General features: G+C 50.8%; 18 protein-coding genes. 1 reads left to right on the top strand and 17 read right to left on the bottom strand.

Annotation, left to right across the window (positions count from 1 at the left end):
- Positions 1–133: 133 nt before the first annotated feature.
- The 15 genes from glmS to asnC all read right to left on the bottom strand — a co-directional run bounded on the left by glmS (position 134) and on the right by asnC (position 15,691).
- A complete protein-coding gene (glmS, locus tag FDX24_RS09865; RefSeq protein WP_061066898.1) occupies positions 134–1,963 on the bottom strand; it encodes a glutamine--fructose-6-phosphate transaminase (isomerizing) in 1,830 nt (609 codons plus the stop codon).
- 225 nt (positions 1,964–2,188) lie between these two features.
- A complete protein-coding gene (glmU, locus tag FDX24_RS09870; RefSeq protein ID WP_137364210.1) occupies positions 2,189–3,559 on the bottom strand; it encodes a bifunctional UDP-N-acetylglucosamine diphosphorylase/glucosamine-1-phosphate N-acetyltransferase GlmU in 1,371 nt (456 codons plus the stop codon).
- A gap of 647 nt (positions 3,560–4,206) precedes the next feature.
- Positions 4,207–4,626 carry a F0F1 ATP synthase subunit epsilon gene (locus tag FDX24_RS09875; protein WP_005121460.1) on the bottom strand — a complete coding sequence of 140 codons (420 nt, stop codon included), beginning with the start codon at positions 4,624–4,626 and terminating at the stop codon, positions 4,207–4,209.
- A 20-nt stretch (positions 4,627–4,646) separates the two neighbouring features.
- A complete protein-coding gene (gene atpD, locus FDX24_RS09880; protein ID WP_003023806.1) occupies positions 4,647–6,029 on the bottom strand; it encodes a F0F1 ATP synthase subunit beta in 1,383 nt (460 codons plus the stop codon).
- Between the two features lie 26 nt (positions 6,030–6,055).
- Positions 6,056–6,919 (bottom strand): F0F1 ATP synthase subunit gamma, encoded by an 864-nt coding sequence (gene atpG, locus FDX24_RS09885; protein ID WP_005121458.1) that lies wholly within the window; start codon positions 6,917–6,919, stop codon positions 6,056–6,058.
- A 50-nt stretch (positions 6,920–6,969) separates the two neighbouring features.
- Positions 6,970–8,511: a F0F1 ATP synthase subunit alpha gene (gene atpA, locus FDX24_RS09890; protein WP_003827026.1), complete on the bottom strand. Its 1,542-nt coding sequence runs from the start codon at positions 8,509–8,511 to the stop codon at positions 6,970–6,972.
- 12 nt (positions 8,512–8,523) lie between these two features.
- Positions 8,524–9,057, bottom strand: coding sequence for a F0F1 ATP synthase subunit delta (gene atpH, locus FDX24_RS09895; protein ID WP_048213786.1), 534 nt, complete (start codon positions 9,055–9,057; stop codon positions 8,524–8,526).
- A 14-nt stretch (positions 9,058–9,071) separates the two neighbouring features.
- A complete protein-coding gene (atpF, locus tag FDX24_RS09900) occupies positions 9,072–9,542 on the bottom strand; it encodes a F0F1 ATP synthase subunit B (protein ID WP_040232304.1) in 471 nt (156 codons plus the stop codon).
- 59 nt (positions 9,543–9,601) lie between these two features.
- Positions 9,602–9,841, bottom strand: a complete 240-nt coding sequence (gene atpE / locus FDX24_RS09905; protein ID WP_000429386.1) for a F0F1 ATP synthase subunit C — start codon at positions 9,839–9,841, stop codon at positions 9,602–9,604.
- A 46-nt stretch (positions 9,842–9,887) separates the two neighbouring features.
- On the bottom strand, positions 9,888–10,703 hold the full coding sequence (atpB, locus tag FDX24_RS09910; protein WP_005121454.1) for a F0F1 ATP synthase subunit A: 816 nt from the start codon (positions 10,701–10,703) through the stop codon (positions 9,888–9,890).
- A gap of 8 nt (positions 10,704–10,711) precedes the next feature.
- Entirely contained in the window at positions 10,712–11,092 is a 381-nt protein-coding gene (atpI, locus tag FDX24_RS09915) for a F0F1 ATP synthase subunit I (protein WP_048213787.1), read from the bottom strand.
- Between the two features lie 614 nt (positions 11,093–11,706).
- Entirely contained in the window at positions 11,707–12,330 is a 624-nt protein-coding gene (rsmG, locus tag FDX24_RS09920; protein WP_048213788.1) for a 16S rRNA (guanine(527)-N(7))-methyltransferase RsmG, read from the bottom strand.
- A 102-nt stretch (positions 12,331–12,432) separates the two neighbouring features.
- Complete coding sequence (gene mnmG, locus FDX24_RS09925) at positions 12,433–14,322, bottom strand: tRNA uridine-5-carboxymethylaminomethyl(34) synthesis enzyme MnmG (protein ID WP_061066899.1); 1,890 nt, start codon at positions 14,320–14,322, stop codon at positions 12,433–12,435.
- 372 nt (positions 14,323–14,694) lie between these two features.
- Entirely contained in the window at positions 14,695–15,144 is a 450-nt protein-coding gene (gene mioC, locus FDX24_RS09930) for an FMN-binding protein MioC (RefSeq protein ID WP_048213790.1), read from the bottom strand.
- 88 nt (positions 15,145–15,232) lie between these two features.
- Positions 15,233–15,691, bottom strand: coding sequence for a transcriptional regulator AsnC (gene asnC / locus FDX24_RS09935; protein WP_003023780.1), 459 nt, complete (start codon positions 15,689–15,691; stop codon positions 15,233–15,235).
- 151 nt (positions 15,692–15,842) lie between these two features.
- Here asnC and asnA point away from each other — a divergent pair, with 151 nt between their 5' ends.
- Positions 15,843–16,835: an aspartate--ammonia ligase gene (gene asnA / locus FDX24_RS09940; protein ID WP_005121446.1), complete on the top strand. Its 993-nt coding sequence runs from the start codon at positions 15,843–15,845 to the stop codon at positions 16,833–16,835.
- 3 nt (positions 16,836–16,838) lie between these two features.
- Here the strand turns inward: asnA and viaA are convergent, their stop codons facing one another.
- Positions 16,839–18,290, bottom strand: coding sequence for an ATPase RavA stimulator ViaA (viaA, locus tag FDX24_RS09945; protein WP_048213791.1), 1,452 nt, complete (start codon positions 18,288–18,290; stop codon positions 16,839–16,841).
- Positions 18,284–19,780, bottom strand: a complete 1,497-nt coding sequence (ravA, locus tag FDX24_RS09950; RefSeq protein WP_048213792.1) for an ATPase RavA — start codon at positions 19,778–19,780, stop codon at positions 18,284–18,286. Before ravA ends, viaA begins: the two co-directional genes overlap by 7 nt.
- Positions 19,781–19,802: the final 22 nt, after the last annotated feature.

The following is a 19,802-nucleotide window of genomic DNA, read 5'->3' on the forward strand; positions in this document are numbered from 1 at the left end:
TATGACACTGAAAACAGTAGCTGAAGATGACGGTTTGTCACATAAAACAGGCGGGGTAATTGATTAAAAACAGAACGCATTTAAAAAAATGCCCCGCTTTGAGCAGGGCATTTTCAGTTCAGCGAGGTATCGCTTATTCCACGGTAACCGACTTCGCCAGGTTACGCGGCTGGTCCACGTCAGTACCTTTAATCAGCGCCACATGATACGCCAGCAGTTGCAGCGGAACGGTATAGAAGATCGGTGCAATCACCTCTTCCACATGCGGCATCTCGATGATATGCATATTTTCATTACTGATAAATCCTGCATCCTGATCGGCGAAGACGTACAACTGGCCGCCACGGGCACGCACTTCTTCAATGTTGGATTTCAGTTTTTCCAGCAACTCGTTGTTCGGTGCAACCACGATAACCGGCATATCCGCGTCAATCAGCGCCAGCGGACCGTGCTTCAGCTCACCAGCGGCATACGCTTCTGCGTGAATATAAGAAATCTCTTTCAGCTTCAGGGCGCCTTCCAGCGCAATGGGGTACTGATCGCCACGACCAAGGAACAGTGCATGGTGTTTGTCAGAGAAGTCTTCCGCCAGTGCGGCAATACGCTTGTCCTGTGACAGCATCTGCTCAATACGGCTCGGCAGCGCCTGTAACCCGTGAACAATCTCTTGTTCAATAGTCGCATCCAGACCTTTCAGACGAGCCAGCTTCGCCACCAGCATTAGCAGAACAGTCAGTTGGGTGGTAAATGCTTTCGTGGAGGCCACGCCGATTTCGGTCCCGGCATTGGTCATCATCGCCAGGTCAGATTCACGTACCAGAGAAGAGCCTGGAACGTTACAGATTGCCAGCGACCCCAGATAGCCCAGCTCTTTAGATAAGCGCAGACCCGCCAGGGTATCCGCCGTTTCACCGGACTGAGACAGGGTAATCATCAAACTGTTACGACGCACAGCGGATTTGCGATAACGGAACTCAGAAGCAATTTCCACATCACAAGGAATGCCGGCCAGCGACTCAAACCAGTAGCGGGATACCATGCCTGAGTTGTATGACGTGCCGCAGGCAATAATCTGGATATGCTCGACCTGAGACAGCAACGCGTTGGCATTAGGGCCAAGCTCACTTAAATCCACTTCGCCATGACTAATACGCCCGGTCAGCGTATTTTTTATCGCGTTCGGTTGCTCATAGATCTCTTTCTGCATGTAGTGGCGATAGATACCTTTTTCGCCCGCGTCGTATTGCAGATTAGATTCAATATCCTGACGTTTTACTTCTGCGCCAGTCTTGTCAAAAATAGAGACTGAACGACGCGTTACCTCGGCGATATCGCCCTCTTCCAGGAAGATAAAGCGACGGGTTACCGGCAGCAGAGCCAGCTGGTCGGAAGCGATAAAGTTTTCACCCATGCCCAGACCGATAACCAGCGGGCTACCAGAACGCGCCGCCAGCAGAGTTTCTGGATTACGGGTATCCATGATCACTGTGCCGTAGGCACCGCGCAGCTGCGGAATAGTACGCAATACCGCCTCACGCAGTGTACCGCCCTGTTCCAGCTCCCAATGTACCAGGTGAGCAATCACTTCGGTGTCCGTTTCAGACACAAAGATGTAACCACGCGCTTTCAACATTTCACGCAGCGGTTCATGGTTTTCGATGATGCCGTTATGAACCACCACAATGTGCTCAGAAACATGCGGATGCGCGTTCGCTTCTGAAGGTTCACCGTGTGTCGCCCAACGGGTATGAGCGATACCTGTACCACCATGCAACGGATGTTCTTCCGCAGCAGCAGTCAGCATCTGCACTTTACCCAGACGACGCAGACGGGTCATGTTACCTTCAGCATCGACGACGGCCAGACCGGCTGAGTCATAACCACGATATTCCAGACGACGTAAACCTTCGAGAAGGATTTCAGCTACATCACGCTGCGCGATAGCGCCAACAATTCCACACATATTTTTTGATTCCGAATTTAGGCATTATGCCTGTCGTTGTCGCTGACCTGTATTTGCCCTTTCCGGGCGCCCCGAGCCTTGTAGAGAGTGGGGTTATTTTTATAGGTACTGCTTGTTGAGCGGAGGATTATGTTATCCCCTCATCTCTTGTCTGCCTGATGGCACTCACGCTTATCAGGCCTACAGAACGTCATCGCACGTAGGCCGCCATCCGGCAAAAATCACTTACTTTTTCTTCACCGGGCGCTGCCAACCTTGTTTATGGACCTGCGGTACACGGCTTAATACCAGTTCGTTATCAGCGATATTACGCGTCACTGTGGTTCCAGCGGCGATCGTCGCGCCTTTACCCACGGTGACAGGCGCCACCAGTTGAGTATCCGAACCCACAAACACATCATCACCAATAATGGTTTTAAATTTATTAGCACCATCGTAATTGCAGGTAATCGTACCCGCGCCGATGTTCACGTTATCGCCAATTTCAGCATCGCCCAGATAGGTCAGATGACCGGCTTTAGAACCTTTACCCAGACGCGCTTTTTTCATTTCGACGAAGTTGCCCACGTGTGCGCCTTCCTGCAGCTCAGCACCCGGACGCAGACGCGCAAAAGGCCCGATAGTACAGGCCGCTTCCAGATGGGCATCTTCCACCACGCTGTACGGGCTAAGCTCACAGCCATCGCCAATTACGCTATTTTTGATAATGCAGCCAGTACCAATCTTGACGCGATCGCCAAGGGTTACGTTACCTTCAATGATAACGTTAGTATCAATTTCAACATCGCGCCCGTGAATAAGCGAACCGCGAAGATCAAAACGTGCTGGATCGCGTAACATAACGCCAGCTAACAGCAGTTTCTCTGCTTGTTCGGACTGATAGACACGTTCAAGACGGGATAACTGAAGGCGGTTGTTCACCCCTTCGGTTTCGCTAATACGTGCCGGATGTACTGCAGCAATTTCACGTCCTTCCTGATACGCCATCGCGATGATATCGGTGATGTAGTATTCACCCTGCACGTTGTTGTTGGTCAGTTTAGACAGCCAACGCTTCATGTCAGCGCCGTTGGCAATCAGGATACCAGTGTTTATTTCCTGGATTTGACGCTGCTCGTCGGTGGCATCTTTATGCTCAACGATACCCGTGACATTGCCGTTATCGCGGGTAATTCGGCCATAACCGGTTGGGTCATCAAGTTTTACCGTTAGCAAGCCAATGCCGCCCTGCGGTTTGGCTTCACGCAGGCGACGTAAGGTATCGGTAGAGATCAGCGGCACATCGCCATAGAGCATTAAAATGTCTTCATCATCACCAAAGAATGGCGCCGCCTGCTGCATTGCATGGCCGGTACCCAACTGTTCCGCCTGCAGAACCCAGTTCAGATTGCCATCTTTCAGCGTCTGCTTGAGCAAATCACCACCGTGCCCGTAGACCAGGTGTACATGAGTTGCGCCTAATTCATTAGCGGCATCAATAACATGCTGCACCATCGCTTTTCCTGCGAGAGTGTGCAGCACTTTAGGAAGATCGGAATACATACGTGTACCTTTGCCTGCGGCAAGGATCACGACGCTCATAGCATTATTCAACATACACATCCTGACTGTCATTTGAGAACGAATTTATACCCTTTCATATTGAAAATACTACATTTTTTTCATCATGAAATGGGCCGAAGATAAAACGTTCAATAGGGGAAAATCCCTAACTATTAACTCACTATTTTCGACTATATCGGCGCCTTTTGTCTCCCAAAAACCAGGAGCATGCTCTTATTAAAGCCTTAGGTTAATGTTTTTGCTATTTTTTTACCGCATGAATAAAGAGTTACACATGCAAAGTCCGATTTTATTTATGTGATTCAGTAAGAAACCGAAAATGCGTACGCGAAAATAAAAAGTTGAGGGAGAAGAGGAGGAAGAGGGGATCTATAACAACAAGTGGCGCTGACTGATAAACCGTATCAAGCATCGCGCCACAGGACGGGCAGGTAAAAGCTAAAAGCTCATATTGCTGAACATGGCGATGATTTTATTGAGTAATTTCATGTTGGCATCTCTTTTTATTTGAGTTAATTATGTGATATTCATCACATAAAAAGAGTCTACGCCGCATTTTTTAACCAATCAACTTTTTTTGATCTAAATCACAAAACAGATTTCACTTTAAATGTTTATGCAACAAAACAAAAAAAGCCAGCCTGGAAACCAGACTGGCTTTTGTGCTTTTCAAGCCGGTGTTACATCGCTTTTTTGGTCAACTCGATAACGCGCAGTTTCGCGATCGCTTTGGCCAGTTCCGCAGATGCCTGAGCGTAATCCACGTCACCATGAGAGCTCTTAATATGCTCTTCAGCCTTACGTTTCGCTTCCAGGGCTCTCGCTTCATCGAGATCCTGCCCGCGAATCGCGGTATCAGCCAGTACGGTCACGTTGCCAGGCTGCACTTCAAGAATGCCGCCGGACAGATAGATAAACTCTTCATGACCGAACTGTTTAACGATGCGGATCATACCAGGCTTAATGGCGGTGAGTAGCGGTGCGTGACCCGGGAAAATACCCAGTTCACCTTCACTACCCGTTACCTGGATTTTTTCGACCAGACCAGAGAACATTTGTTGCTCTGCGCTGACGACGTCCAGGTGGTAAGTCATTGCCATATCACCCTCCGATTAAGGCGTTAAAGTTTTTTGGCTTTTTCTACGGCTTCGTCGATAGAACCAACCATGTAGAACGCCTGCTCTGGCAGGTGGTCGTATTCGCCTTCCATGATGCCTTTAAAGCCACGGATGGTGTCTTTCAGGGAAACGTATTTACCCGGAGAACCGGTGAATACTTCCGCAACGAAGAACGGCTGGGACAGGAAGCGCTGAATTTTACGCGCACGTGCTACCACCAGTTTATCTTCTTCAGACAGTTCATCCATACCCAGGATGGCGATGATGTCTTTCAGTTCCTGATAACGCTGCAGCAGGGACTGTACGCCACGCGCGGTGTCGTAGTGTTCCTGACCAACAACCAGCGGATCCAGCTGACGGCTGGTGGAGTCCAGCGGGTCAACTGCCGGGTAGATACCCAGAGATGCGATCTGACGGCTCAGTACCACGGTTGCATCTAAGTGAGCAAAGGTGGTTGCTGGGGATGGGTCAGTCAAGTCATCCGCAGGTACGTATACCGCCTGAACGGAGGTGATAGAACCGGTTTTGGTAGAAGTGATACGTTCCTGCAGAACACCCATCTCTTCCGCCAGGGTCGGCTGGTAACCTACCGCTGATGGCATACGACCCAGCAGTGCGGATACTTCCGTACCGGCCAGGGTATAACGATAGATGTTATCGACGAACAGCAGTACGTCACGACCTTCGTCACGGAATTTCTCAGCCATGGTCAGGCCGGTCAGCGCAACGCGCAGACGGTTTCCCGGCGGCTCGTTCATCTGGCCATAAACCAGGGATACTTTATCCAGAACGTTGGAGTCGGTCATTTCGTGGTAGAAGTCGTTACCCTCACGAGTACGTTCACCTACACCCGCAAACACAGAGTAACCGGAGTGCTCGATCGCGATGTTACGAATAAGCTCCATCATGTTTACGGTTTTACCTACACCCGCACCACCGAACAGACCAACTTTACCGCCCTTAGCGAACGGACACATCAGGTCGATAACTTTGATGCCGGTTTCCAGCAGTTCCTGAGAGCTGGACAGCTCTTCATAGGAAGGTGCTGCGCGGTGAATAGCCCAACGCTCTTCTTCTCCGATATCGCCTTTCATGTCGATCGGGTGACCCAGAACGTTCATGATACGACCCAGCGTTGCTTTACCTACCGGGACTTCGATCGGGTGCTCGAGGTCTTTAACTTCCAGACCACGACGCAGACCGTCGGAAGAACCCATGGCGATGGTACGTACGATACCGCCGCCGAGCTGCTGCTGAACTTCCAGCACCAGGCTCTCTTTACCATTCATAACCTCAAGAGCATCGTACACGCGCGGTACGGCATCCTGAGGGAATTCGACGTCAACCACGGCGCCGATTACCTGGACAATTTTTCCAGTAGCCATCTTGAATCCTCTACGAATTAACCTGGTTATACCGCGGATGCACCACCGACGATTTCGGTGAGTTCCTGAGTAATGCTGGCCTGACGAGCTTTGTTGTATACCAACTGCAGCTCTTTAATCAGGCTGCCGCCATTGTCGGTCGCGGCTTTCATCGCCACCATACGTGCGGCCTGCTCGCTGGCCAGGTTTTCTACCACGCCCTGATAAACCTGAGATTCAACGTAACGACGCAGCAGGGTATCCAGCAGCGGTTTCGGGTCTGGTTCATACAGGTAATCCCAGGCTTTTTGTTTTAACTCTTCATCTTCTGAAGCCGGTAAAGGCAGCAGTTGAGTGAGAGTAGGAACCTGAGACATGGTGTTAATAAATTTGTTGCTGACAACGTACAGTCTGTCCAGACGACCTTCATCATAGGCCTGCAGCATCACTTTAACCGGGCCGATCAGTTCGGACAGGGAAGGGTTATCCCCCATACCGGTTACCTGAGCAACCACGTTACCGCCTACGGAATTAAAGAAAGACACGCCCTTAGAGCCGATCATTGCGATGTCGCACTGAACGCCTTTATCGGACCATGTTTTCATATCCGCCAGCAGCTTTTTGAACAGGTTAATGTTCAAGCCACCGCACAGACCACGGTCGGTCGACACCACCAGGTAGCCCACGCGCTTAACGTCGCGTTCTTCCAGGTAAGGGTGCTTATATTCCAGATTACCATTCGCAAGGTGACCAATCACTTTGCGCATGGTCTCTGCATAAGGACGGCTGGCCGCCATGCGATCCTGCGATTTACGCATTTTGGAAGCGGCGACCATCTCCATCGCTTTAGTGATCTTCTGCGTGTTCTGGACGCTTGCGATCTTACTACGTATCTCTTTTGCGCCGGCCATGAGCTTCTCCTCAATGCCTTGCGGTCCGCCCTAAGACAGACCGCCAGACGTTACCAGGACTGGGTTGCTTTGAAGGAATCGAGGATAGCTTTCAGCTTGCCTTCGATTTCATCGTTATAGCCACCGGACTGGTTAATCTCTTGCATCAGCGGAGCGTGATCACGGTCAACGTAAGCCAGCAGAGCGGCTTCGAAGCTACCGATTTTCGCCAGTTCCACATCTTCGAGGTAACCGCGTTCAGCCGCAAACAGCACCACGCCCTGCTGTGCAACAGACATTGGGGCATACTGTTTCTGCTTCAGCAGTTCAGTTACTTTCTGACCGTGGCTCAGCTGCTTACGCGTAGCTTCGTCAAGGTCGGAAGCGAACTGAGAAAACGCTGCCAGTTCACGATACTGTGCCAGCGCGGTACGGATACCACCGGACAGTTTCTTGATGATCTTGGTCTGCGCTGCGCCACCTACACGGGATACGGAGATACCCGGGTTAACTGCCGGACGAATACCGGAGTTGAACAGGTTGGTTTCCAGGAAGATCTGACCATCGGTAATGGAAATTACGTTGGTCGGAACGAACGCGGAAACGTCACCCGCCTGGGTTTCGATAATCGGCAGAGCGGTCAGGGAGCCAGTTTTACCTTTAACTTCACCATTGGTGAATTTCTCAACGTATTCCGCGTTAACGCGGGAAGCACGTTCAAGCAGACGGGAGTGGAGGTAAAATACGTCGCCCGGGAATGCTTCACGTCCTGGTGGACGACGGAGCAGCAGGGAAACCTGACGGTAAGCAACAGCCTGTTTGGACAGGTCATCATAAACGATCAGTGCATCTTCACCGCGGTCACGGAAGTATTCGCCCATTGCGCAACCAGCATAAGGTGCCAGATATTGCAGTGCAGCAGATTCAGACGCGGTCGCCACAACAACGATGGTGTTGGACAGTGCGCCGTGTTCTTCCAGTTTACGAACCACGTTAGAAATGGTGGACGCTTTCTGGCCGATAGCCACGTACACACATTTGATGCCGGAGTCACGCTGGTTGATGATGGCATCGATTGCCATCGCGGTTTTACCGGTCTGACGGTCACCGATGATCAACTCACGCTGACCACGACCGATTGGGATCATGGCATCAACGGATTTATAACCGGTCTGTACCGGCTGATCTACGGACTGACGTTCGATTACGCCTGGTGCGATAACTTCGATTGGCGAGAAGCCATCGTTATCAACCGGACCTTTACCGTCAATCGGGGAACCCAGAGTGTTCACCACACGACCCAGCAGGCCACGGCCAACCGGAACTTCCAGAATACGACCCGTACACTTAACCTTCATGCCTTCGGCGAGGTCAGCGTATGGACCCATCACAACTGCACCTACGGAGTCGCGCTCCAGGTTCAGTGCGATAGCATAACGGTTACCCGGCAGAGAGATCATTTCCCCCTGCATACAGTCAGCAAGACCGTGGATGCGGATAACACCGTCACTTACAGAAACAATAGTACCTTCGTTGTGAGCTTCACTCACAACACTGAACTGAGCAATGCGCTGCTTGATCAGTTCGCTGATTTCGGTGGAATTCAGTTGCATGCTCCAGTCCCCTTAAGACTGCAAGACGTCTGCAAGGCGCTCAAGACGGCCGCGTACGCTGCCATCAATGACCATATCACCCGCACGGATGATTACGCCTGCCATTACAGACTTATCGATTTTGCAATTCAGCTTAACTTTGCGTGACAGACGTTTTTCCATCGCTGCACTAATCTTCGTAAGCTGTTCATCACTCAGTGCATTGGCAGAAGTGACTTCTACCTCAGAGATAGCCTCACTGGCTGCACGCAGGTGAATAAACTGCTCAAGAACATCCGGGAGCGCATTAAGACGGTTATTTTCAGCCATTACCTTAATCAGGTTCTGGCCATTTTCGTCCAACTGCTCACCGCAGATTGCGATAAACGACTCAGCGAGCGTTTCCGGCGCCAGCGCGCCAGAGAGAAGCTCTGCCATTTGTTCGTTCTTCGTCACCTCAGCGGCAAACGTCAGCATATCCTGCCAACGGTCAACGCTTTGGTGCTCAACGGCAAAGTCAAAAGCTGCTTTGGCGTAGGGGCGAGCTACCGTAATAAATTCAGACATCAGCCCCTCCCTCCTTACAGTTCAGCGACAAGTTTGTCCACGATGTCGCTGTTAGCAGCTTCATCCACGGAACGTTCGATGATCTTCTCGGCGCCAGCAACAGCCAGGACAGCAACTTGCTTACGCAGCTCTTCGCGAGCACGTTTACGCTCGGCGTCAATTTCCGCCTGCGCTTGTGCCACGATTTTAGTACGTTCCTGCTCTGCTTCAGTTTTAGCTTCGTCCAGGATCTGAGCGCGGCGTTTGTTTGCCTGCTCGATAATTACCTGAGCTTCCGCCTTCGCTTTTTTCAGCTGGTCAGTCGCGCTGGCCTTTGCAAGGTCAAGATCCTTATGTGCTCGTTCAGCAGAAGCAAGACCGTCAGCAATTTCTTTTTGACGTTTTTCGATGGCTGCCATTAATGGCGGCCATACGTACTTCATGCAGAACAGAACGAACAGGACAAACGCGATGGCCTGGCCGAGGATTGTTGCGTTAAGATTCACAGCACAATGCCTCTATCTAGTTAACGTTCTGATATTGCTCTTAATTCAAGCAACGCTTACTACGCGACAGCGAACATCACGTACAGACCCAGACCTACAGCGATCATCGGGATAGCATCCACCAGACCCATAACGATAAAGAACTGAGTACGCAGCAGAGGAATCAGATCAGGTTGACGCGCTGCGCCTTCCAGGAATTTACCCCCGAGGATGCCGATACCGATCGCAGCACCGATTGCCGCCAGACCCATCATCACAGCGGCAGCCATGTACAGCAGATCCATATTCAGGTTTTCCATGACAGTCTCCAGTTTGTTTCAGTTAAAACGTAGTAGTGTTGGTAAATTAATGCTCTTCAGACGCCATCGACAGATAGACAATCGTCAGAACCATGAAGATGAAGGCTTGCAGCGTGATAATCAGTATGTGGAAAATGGCCCACGGCACATTCAGAATCCACTGTGACCACCACGGCAACAGACCAGCAATCAGAATGAAAATCAGCTCACCAGCGTACATGTTGCCGAACAGTCGCAGACCAAGAGAAACTGGTTTGGACAGCAGGCTTACCCCTTCAAGGATTAAGTTGACAGGAATGAACGCCCAGTGATTGAACGGCTGCAGCGTCAACTCTTTCGCGAAGCCGCCGATGCCTTTCATTTTGATGCTGTAGAACAGAATCAGGATAAACACGCCCAGCGCCATCGACAGGGTGATGTTTACGTCCGCAGACGGAACCACGCGCAGCGCCGGCAGGCCCAGTATATGCTCAGCAATATACGGCAGCAGGTCGATTGGCAGTAAATCCATCAGGTTCATCAGGAAGACCCAAACGAAGATCGTCAGGGCAAGCGGTGCGATAACCTTGCTTTTGCCATGGTACATGTCTTTGACACTGCCATGAACAAAGCCGATTACCAGCTCAATCGCGGTCTGAAATTTCCCTGGTACGCCGCTGGTTGCCTTTTTAGCAACGCTACGGAACATAAGCAGGAACAACAGACCCAGCACCACCGAGAAGAACATGGAGTCAATATTGAGCGTCCAGAAGGTGGCTGGGGGGTTATGCGGATCTACCAGCGAGAAAGTACGCAGGTCCAACTGAAGGTTATTCAGATGGTGCCCTATGTATTCCTGCGGCGTCATATTTTCAGAAGCCATGATGCCTTTTACCCTTTGTTGTTAATTACAGCCGGTGCCAGTATCTGAACCACCAGCACCAAAACCCACGTAACGATCAGCGGTAAGAACACCGCCTTCAAAACCGCCAACGCCACCACAAGCAAAACCAGCATAGCTAACACCTTGAAGGCTTCGCCGAAAGCGAACGTCCAGGCCACTCGGCCCTTTGCTGGTGTATGTGCCTGGTGACGCCAGGCAAATATCATAAACAACATATTAGGCAGTAACACTGCCAATCCCCCGCACAATGCGGAGATGCCCCAGAAAGGGTCTTTGAGGCTAAACAGCAATCCACTTGCTATTACCGCCAGAAGCTGTGTGAGCAAAAGCTTACGAGCAACGTTTCGACTCAAGAGCGACATAGACATCACGTTTTTACTCCTGCTCCCTTCGAGGTATGCCGCGTGTCGTATAAAACGTTCTTTATGGCTTAGAGTCAAGCATCAAAAAGCGGTCAAATTATACGGTGCGGCTTCGTGATTTCAAACAATAAGTAGCTAAAAAGTGAATAAATGTTTAAATATTTTTCTCCAGGCCACATTTATTACTTTTCGGCAAACTGTGAACGATCATGCAAAACTGCAAAAGCCGCGTAAACACTGGCTGCAAAGCGTGCACCAGATCACATATTAAGCATATTCGCCCCTGCACTATTTATTTACTTGGCAAATGATGCCATTTCAACTTTTTGATATTTAAGCCTAAAATCCGTTACTGTTTTAAAAATAGCGAATAACAACAAAAAAACCACCCATTGACATTTATAATAAAAAATTAACACAAGCGGTGATTCTTTGATTCTATTTTTAGCAGGCTGATATTTTCACAGTTGACTTGTTTCACTTTTAACAAAAAACGGTACGTTATAGTTATGATGCAAAACCGTAAGACATTAGTGAAATGTAACGACATTTAACCACACTATTCCCTATGACTTTTAACACCTGAAGAGCCGTTTTTTTTCTATTTTTTTTGATAAAAATTAAATTTTGTTTGGCTTAATAACCACCAAATGACGCTCACCATCCAGTTGTGGAACCCGTAATTTTACAACTGATTCGACGCTGAACGCCGCAGGCAATGTGGCGATCTCATCTTCCGGTAATTGCCCTTTTAAAGCATAAAAACGCCCGTTTTGACCAGGTAAATGGTGGCACCAGCTCAGCATGTCGTTAAGAGACGCAAAAGCACGACTTATCACGCCATCAAAAGGCGGCTCGGAAGGGAATTCTTCTACCCTGCTTTGCACTGGAGTGATGTTATCCAGTTTAAGTTCATGTTGTACCTGACGCAGAAAACGTACGCGTTTTCCCAGACTATCCAGCAGAGTAAAATGCGCCTCAGGACGCACGATAGAAAGAGGAATTCCTGGTAAGCCCGGTCCCGTGCCGACATCAATAAAACGCTCGCCTTGCAGATGGGGGGCGACAACAATGCTGTCCAGAATATGGCGCACCAGCATTTCGTTGGGATCCCGCACCGATGTCAGGTTGTACGCTTTATTCCATTTGTGCAGCATATCGACATACGCAATCAGCTGATTTTTCTGGTGATCGGTAAGAGAAATACCAGCATCAGCCAGCAGACGAGAGAGTTTGTTGAGCACGGTCGTTACCTGTTAATAATCAATGACCCGATAAGCTATAGCGTATCGGGTCGACAAATTTGCAGGGCGGGCAAGCGAAACGCCCCCGCCCAAATAGTGTGATTAAGCGCTACGGCGCAGCATACCTTGTTTTTTCAGCCAAACCAGCAGAATGGAGATGGCGGCAGGCGTGACACCTGAAATGCGCGATGCCTGGCCGATTGACACCGGTTTGTGATCGTTCAGCTTGGCAATAACTTCATTCGACAAACCGGAAACCTGACGATAATCCAGAGTCGCAGGCAGCAACGTATTCTCGTTACGCTGTTGTCTTTCGATTTCATCCTGCTGACGGGCAATATAACCTTCGTACTTAACCTGAATCTCAACCTGTTCAGCCGCCTGAGGATCATCAAGCGCGGGGGCAAATACAGACAATGACGTCAGCTGTGCATAGGTCATGTCCGGACGACGCAGCAGATCTTCACCACTGGCCTCGCGTGACAGAGGCGTAGCCAGGTGAGCATTCACTTCTGCTGCAGATTCGGCAAGCGGGTTCACCCAGGTAGATTTCAGACGCTGGCGTTCTTGTTCGATGCGTTCCAGTTTTTCATTGAAGCGCGCCCAGCGTTCATCCCCCACCAGACCCAGTTCACGACCAATTTCGGTCAGACGGAGATCGGCGTTATCTTCGCGCAGCATCAAACGGTATTCTGCACGCGAAGTAAACATGCGGTACGGTTCTTTGGTGCCCAGCGTACACAGGTCATCCACCAGCACACCAAGATAGGCCTGAGAACGCGCAGGTGCCCACCCCTCTTTGTCAGCGGACAAGCGTGCGGCGTTCAGACCCGCCAGCAAACCTTGCGCAGCGGCTTCTTCGTAACCGGTTGTACCGTTAATCTGACCAGCAAAGAACAGACCTTGAATGAACTTACTTTCCAGGGTTGGCTTCAGATCGCGTGGATCGAAGAAATCATACTCAATAGCATAGCCAGGACGGACAATTTTGGCATTTTCCATCCCCTGCATGGAGCGGACAATTTGCATCTGCACGTCAAACGGCAGGCTGGTGGAAATACCGTTCGGGTAAATTTCGTTAGACGTCAGTCCTTCCGGTTCAAGGAAGATCTGGTGCTGGTTACGATCGGCAAAGCGCATCACTTTGTCTTCGATCGACGGGCAGTAACGTGGGCCGATACCTTCGATCACGCCAGCATACATCGGGCTACGATCGAGGTTATTACGGATCACATCATGGGTTTTCTCGTTAGTATGCGTGATGTAGCACGGCATCTGGCGCGGATGTTGAGAAACATCGCCAAGGAACGAAAAGACCGGCATTGGGTTATCGCTGTTTTGCTGGCCAAGTACGCTGAAATCGATGGTACGCGCATCTATACGCGGCGGTGTGCCGGTTTTCAGACGGCTAACGCGCAGCGGTAGCTCACGCAGGCGACGTGACAGTGGGATAGACGGCGGATCGCCAGCACGGCCACCGCTGTAGTTGTCCAGACCAATGTGAATTTTCCCGTCGAGGAAAGTCCCTACGGTTAATACAACCGCTTTGGCACGGAACTTCAGACCCATCTGAGTCACTGCACCGACAACACGATCGTTTTCAACAATCAGATCTTCAACCGCTTGCTGGAAGATCATCAGATTCGGCTGGTTCTCCAACGCAGTACGTACAGCCTGACGATAGAGCACGCGATCCGCCTGAGCACGGGTGGCGCGAACTGCCGGGCCTTTGCTGGCGTTTAGTATTCTAAACTGGATACCAGCATGGTCAATTGCGGTTGCCATCAGGCCGCCAAGTGCATCCACTTCTTTTACCAGGTGTCCCTTCCCAATGCCGCCAATCGCCGGGTTACAGCTCATCTGTCCCAGAGTGTCGATATTGTGTGTCAACAGCAGGGTCTGTTGACCCATTCGCGCCGCGGCCATTGCAGCCTCGGTGCCTGCATGACCCCCGCCAATGATGATGACGTCAAAAGGATCCTGATAAAACATGGTAATTGCCTCGCATAACGCGGTGTGAAAATGGATTGAAGCCCGGGCCGTGGATTCTACTCAACTTTAGTCGATGGAGAAAGACCTCGGATCCTGGGTATTAAAAAGAAGATCTTTTTATTTAGAGATCTGTTTTATTGTGATCTCTTATTAGGATCGCAACTATCTGTGGATAAGGGCGATCCTTTGAATAAGATCAACGGGTTGTTGAGGATCATTAGCTGTGAATGATCGGTGATCCTGGTCCGTATAAGCTGGGATCAGAATGAAGGGTTATACACAACTCAAAAACTGAACAACAGTTATTCTTTGGATAACTACCGGTTGATCCAAGCTTTTAACCAGAGTTATCCACATAAAAAAGTACGATCTTTACAAATCTCTGAGCAATGGATGCCAGGATCCCAGCCAAATCTCTGCCGGATCTTCCGGAATCTCATGTTCCAGTACGTTGATCCTGAGCGTTTCACCGATCTGTTTCGCCCCGCAGGCCTTCAGTTCAGCTTCCAGCTTGTCAATCGCACCGCAGAACGTGTCATATTCGCGGCTACCAATGCCGATGGCACCAAAGCGTACCTGCGAAAGATCCGGTTTCTGCTCACGCAATGCGTCATATAAAGGTTGCAGGTTATCCGGAATGTCTCCCGCACCGTGCGTTGAGCTGATAACCAGCCAAACCCCTTGAGTCGGAACCTCGTCGAGCATCGGTCCATGCAGTATTTCGCTGGAAAAACCGGCGTCATCCAGCTTTTCTGCCAGATGTTCTGCTACATATTCCGCACTGCCAAGCGTGCTGCCGCTGATAAGAGTGATATCTGCCATTGATCGCTACCTCGATGAAGAGGCAGCATTGTACGCTGTGAGCGAGTTGGGATCTACCTGTGGAAAAATAGGGGATTAAAAAAAGCGATCATGGCTTGATGGTACGCATGATCGGGTTCTGCAAGACGATCAAGGTTTCAGTGGACTGAATTTCATCAATTGTTTGGATCTTGTTGATAAGTACCTGTTGCAGGGCATCGATAGATTTACACATTACCTTAATAAAGATGCTGTAGTGCCCGGTGGTGTAATACGCCTCGGTCACTTCATCGAGACTTTCCAGTCTGGCCAGCGCTGACGGATAGTCTTTTGCACTTTTCAGGATAATGCCGATAAAGCAGCCGACGTCATAACCCAGTTGTTTTGGACTGACATCAATTCGCGCGCCGGTAATAATCCCAGCCTGCTTCATCTTTTCTACACGAACGTGAATTGTCCCCGGGCTGACGCCGAACTGTTTAGCTAATTCAGCGTAGGCGGTACGGGCATTTTCCATCAGGGCGTCAAGAATGCCGCGGTCCAGATTGTCGATCTGATAATTTTCCATAGGTTTTTCTTATGTAGATTAATGATTCACTCTATTTTAGACGTTATTTTTAACGAATCAAAATTGAAGTCGGCTTTTTGTTTGTGGATTATTGAATATTACCTCCATTCTGTTGCTTAATCATAGGCAACAGGACACAGGAGTACACATAATGAAAACCGCTTACATTGCCAAACAACGTCAAATTAGCTTCGTAAAATCTCATTTTTCTCGCCAGCTGGAAGAGCGTTTAGGTCTGATCGAAGTTCAGGCACCGATCCTCAGCCGCGTAGGAGATGGCACGCAGGATAACTTGTCGGGCTGTGAAAAAGCGGTGCAGGTGAAGGTTAAAGCATTGCCGGACGCTCAATTCGAAGTGGTTCATTCCCTGGCGAAGTGGAAGCGTCAAACGTTAGGACAACACGACTTTAGCGCAGGCGAAGGGCTGTACACGCACATGAAGGCCCTGCGTCCCGATGAAGATCGCCTCTCCCCGCTGCACTCAGTGTATGTTGATCAGTGGGACTGGGAGCGCGTGATGGGCGACGGTGAGCGTCAATTTTCCACTCTGAAAAGCACGGTAGAGGCTATCTGGGCGGGAATTAAGGCCACCGAAGCTGCGGTAAGCAAAGAATTTGGTCTGGCACCGTTCCTGCCAGAGCAGATCCACTTTGTGCATAGCCAGGAGCTGTTATCTCGTTATCCGGATCTTGACGCAAAAGGTCGTGAACGTGCGATTGCAAAAGAGCTGGGCGCGGTGTTCCTGGTCGGGATCGGCGGCAAACTTAGTGACGGCCACCGTCATGACGTTCGTGCTCCGGATTATGATGACTGGAGTTCAGCGTCCGAACTGGGTCATGCCGGTTTGAACGGTGATATTCTGGTCTGGAACCCGGTACTGGAAGATGCGTTTGAACTGTCTTCTATGGGGATCCGCGTGGATGCCGATGCGCTGAAACACCAGCTTGCTCTGACCGGAGATGAAGATCGCCTGAGTCTGGAGTGGCACCAGGCACTGCTGCGCGGTGAAATGCCGCAGACCATTGGTGGCGGTATTGGGCAGTCACGCCTGACGATGCTGCTGCTGCAGTTGCCGCACATTGGCCAGGTTCAGTGCGGTGTGTGGCCTGCACAGGTCCGTGAAAGCGTCGCATCTCTGCTGTAAAAATTAACGCCGCCAGCGTCTGAGCAGGCGGCTTCGCATCCCGGTATCAAAGCGCCAGATATGATCGAAAATGCGCATGATGCCGGGTTTGCCATGTGCTGACATCGCCACAGCATGAAAACGATGCTGGTGCACTCGCTGCAATTCCCCCACTTTATTGACAACTTCATCAGGTAATCGCTGAGCGATAAAATCTGAGATCACCACCGCATCGGCATCAAACCATTCCCGACCCTGCATGCGTTCAATAATGGCGCGAAAACAGCTGGCGATATCTGTACCGCCGCGAAAGCGCTGACTTAAAAAACGGATCGCCTGTTCGATACCCTCCGGACCGGATAGCTCATAGCGCACGACTTCTGTTGAAAACAGCATAATGAAACAGCGCCGGTTATCGGCAAGGGCGACGCGCATTAGCGCCAGGCAAAAGGCTTTCGCACACTGTTCGTTAAATCCGCCCATCGAACCCGAGGTATCGACACAGACAATAAAGGGCCCACGAGGCTGCTCGTCAAAATCCTGGTGGATAACCGGCCGCTCCGTGACTTTCTCGCGCCAGGCTTCTCCATGCAGGCGGTATGTCAGGAGCTGCTTTTCCACCAGCCGGCGGTAGAACTCGTATTCCAGTTCGGTAATGCCCAACGTGGCCAGTTCTGGCGGTAGCAGGCGCAGGATATCGTCACTTTGCTGGATGCCATCCACCTGCTCCGGGACTGTTGCCGGTTCGCGCACCAGGGTACGGAAGGTTTCCATTGGCGCATCTTTACGCGGCACGGATTTCGCCTCTCTGGAACGACCTAACTGCTCGGCCAGGCGCTGGAGTTCGGGTTGTTGCGTCAGAAATTCACCGTATTTCACCATCAACTGATAATCACCGCGCTTGATTTGGCCCGCGCTCATATCCCACAAACGACCCGCTGCGTTGTCATTTTCCGCCAGCACAGGTTCCAGTTGGCCACTGAGCGTCATCCGTTCCTGCACTTCACTGAGCAACTGTTCGCGTTCTTCTTCCAGTAGCTGCTGATTAAGCGTGGTGGTTTGCACCACCAGGCTCAGGCGCCAGCGCTGGAGAAAGAGTGTATGCAGTGCGGGCGTAAAAGTACTGTTGTCATCAACCAGTTGCTGCGCTTGCCCAGCCCATGGCGAGTGGAGTCGGTGCAGGAGCGCTAAGATTTGCGGTAGCTGGACGATAAACTGCGGAGTGGAGAGGAGCTGACTTTGCTGATAGCACATGACCTCTTCTGTGAGCTCCGGCGGTACGTGGGTATCTTTGAGGCGGTTACGTAACGCTTCGCGCCAGCGGGGAACATCGTCAGTAATCGCTTTTTTTAGCCGGGGAAATTTTTTGAAAAAGACCGCCATCTGCGGGGAAGCCAGCAGTGCGATGATCATCTCTTCAATCATCCCCTCTTCGCCGACCGCCAGCATGATATTTAGCGTATCAAGGGTCAGCATTGTTGTGCCTGTCGGATCTGTGTACCGACGTCCTGCAGGCTGGCTTCAATGCGGCCTAACCAGTCACTATGAATAAACAGACATTTTTGCTGTTCACTAAATTCGCTGTGCTGCTGGTGCCATTCGTTGTCGAGCGCTTCAAGTTGCTGCTTTATCTCACTGGGCATGCTTTCTTCTGATGCGCCGGGTAGTGCCAGGCGAGAACCTTGCAAACTGACGTCGCGCACGACCAGGTGCTGAGCGCTGTCGACTTCCATATTCAGCGTCTGGGCAAATCCGATCCCGTTTAATTTTCCGCGGATCTCACCGCCTTTAGTCAGCCACTGCTCCAGAGCGCCGCGTTCAAAGGCAATATGGATAACCTCCATATCGTGCAGTTTTAGGGGTTTTTGCAGTAGCAGCGTCAGTACGGAAGTGTTGGCTTCCGGCGGTAAATCATAATGAGGACGGCGGCTGAACATTCCACCCTGACGAATTACCGTGAAGGCCGTTTTATCACTTTGCTGCTGCTGTAGCTGGATGCGGCGCTGCATTATTGCCCCAAGGCGAGTCAACATTGCCTGCTGCTGCCAGGCGTGCCCGGTCATCAATATTTCGATTTGTTGCTGCATCAGATTCAGGCTTTGCGCGTCATACCACAGGCAATCTTTCAGCAGAATAAGGTCGATAGGCGCAACGGCATCGCGCCCGCTAAAGAAGGCGCTGGCCTGGAGTAAGCGGATTGCTTTTTTCCAGCGACGATCGGACACGTAGGGGGCGTTCGGTAGCGCATCCAGTTGCTGGCGCAGGGTGAAAATCAATTCAAATACACGATCGGGAAGCGTGATTTTGCCAATGTCTTTTTGCCACTGGTAGTACTCTTCATCGGTCACTTGTAACGTTGTTGGAACGGGGTTGTCACTTTCATCCTGCTGGCTTAACAGCATGGACCGGAAGTTGGCCTTGTCCTGTACTTTATCCAGCCACAGGCGAATCAGCATACGGTCGTACAATGCTTCCAGGCTGCTGTCTGCTTCAGGTAGTTCGTTGGAGGCCGCGACCAGCAGGCGCATCGGGATTTTCTCCTCGTGTGCGCCGTTGCGGAAGTGGCGTTCGTTAATAGCGGTTAGCAGGGTGTTGAGAATGGCCGGGCCTGCTTTCCAGATTTCATCGAGAAAAACAATTTCGGCTTCAGGAAGATAGCCTGCTGTTAAGCGCTCATAGCGACCTTCGTCTTTAAGCGCCTGAATGGATAGCGGGCCAAAGACCTCTTCAGGTGTCGAGAAGCGCGTCATCAGATATTCGAAAGCACGGGCATTTTTAAAGGCAAACTTCAGTCGGCGAGCGATTAAGCTTTTCGCTATCCCTGGAGGGCCTAATAAGAAGACGCTCTCGCCGCTGAGCGCGGCCAGCAGACAAAGGCGAATGGCGTGACTACGTTCATAAAGTCCCTTTTCCAGCGCATTGCTCAGACGGGAAATTCTTTCCGCTAATAAATGTGGGTGAGCCATAATGAAGTGGCGTCCTTTCGCC

Origin of the sequence: Citrobacter sp. wls716 (assembly GCF_005280975.1) — a bacterium.
GTDB classification, from domain to species: domain Bacteria; phylum Pseudomonadota; class Gammaproteobacteria; order Enterobacterales; family Enterobacteriaceae; genus Citrobacter; species Citrobacter youngae.